The sequence below is a fragment of the Cellulomonas sp. ACRRI genome, from assembly GCF_022346185.1.
Classification (GTDB): Bacteria; Actinomycetota; Actinomycetes; order Actinomycetales; family Cellulomonadaceae; genus Cellulomonas.
In genome coordinates this window covers 1-620 of sequence record NZ_JAKRMS010000279.1, presented here as the reverse complement: position 1 = coordinate 620, position 620 = coordinate 1, and the positions used below count along the sequence as shown (strand labels likewise).

1 protein-coding gene is annotated in these 620 nt (G+C 81.9%); it reads left to right on the top strand.

All coding sequences use genetic code 11. The features are described from left to right. On the top strand, window positions 1–414 hold a 414-nt coding region (locus tag MHY85_RS21165; protein WP_255733826.1), incomplete at its 5' end, for a histone-like nucleoid-structuring protein Lsr2. Window positions 415–620: the final 206 nt, after the last annotated feature.

Genomic DNA, 620 nt, shown 5'->3' with positions numbered 1-620 from the left:
CTGCGTCAGCGTCTCGATGGCGGCCAGCACGGCGGCCGGTTCGGGCACCCGGTCGCCGTGCAGGCCGCCATCGAGACGCTGACGCAGTGGCTGCGCTCGGGCGGGATGCTCGTCTGCGCGTCGGACGACGACGGGCCACCGGACGCGGACTGCGCGCACGGGACCGGACGCGCGGAACCGGCTCCGAGCGCGCCCGCGGCGGCACAGCCGGTCCCGGGCGGTCGGGACGGCCAGGAGGCGGCCGCGGCCGATCCTGCCGGCCACCCGGCGGCGACGTGCCGGCACTGCCGGGTGTCCGACGACCCGGTCGCGATGCGGGCGTGGGCCCGCGAGCGCGGCTTCCGCGTCGCGGACCGCGGGCGGCTGCCGGCCGCGGTCGTGGCCGCCTACGTCGCGGCGCACCCGCACACCTGACGCCCGACTGCCGGTTCGGGGGCCCCGTGACCCGCCGTGCCCACCTCCGGCCCGCGGCGGGCGGCGGAGGCACGGCCGGCTTGCGGCGGACCTCGGCCCGGCACCGGGCGGAGCGGGCGGCGGCTCGGCCGCTCGGCCGCCGCGCCGCGCCTGCACCGCCGCGCCTGCACCGCCGCGCCCGCACCGCGCCGGCTCCCCACCACACC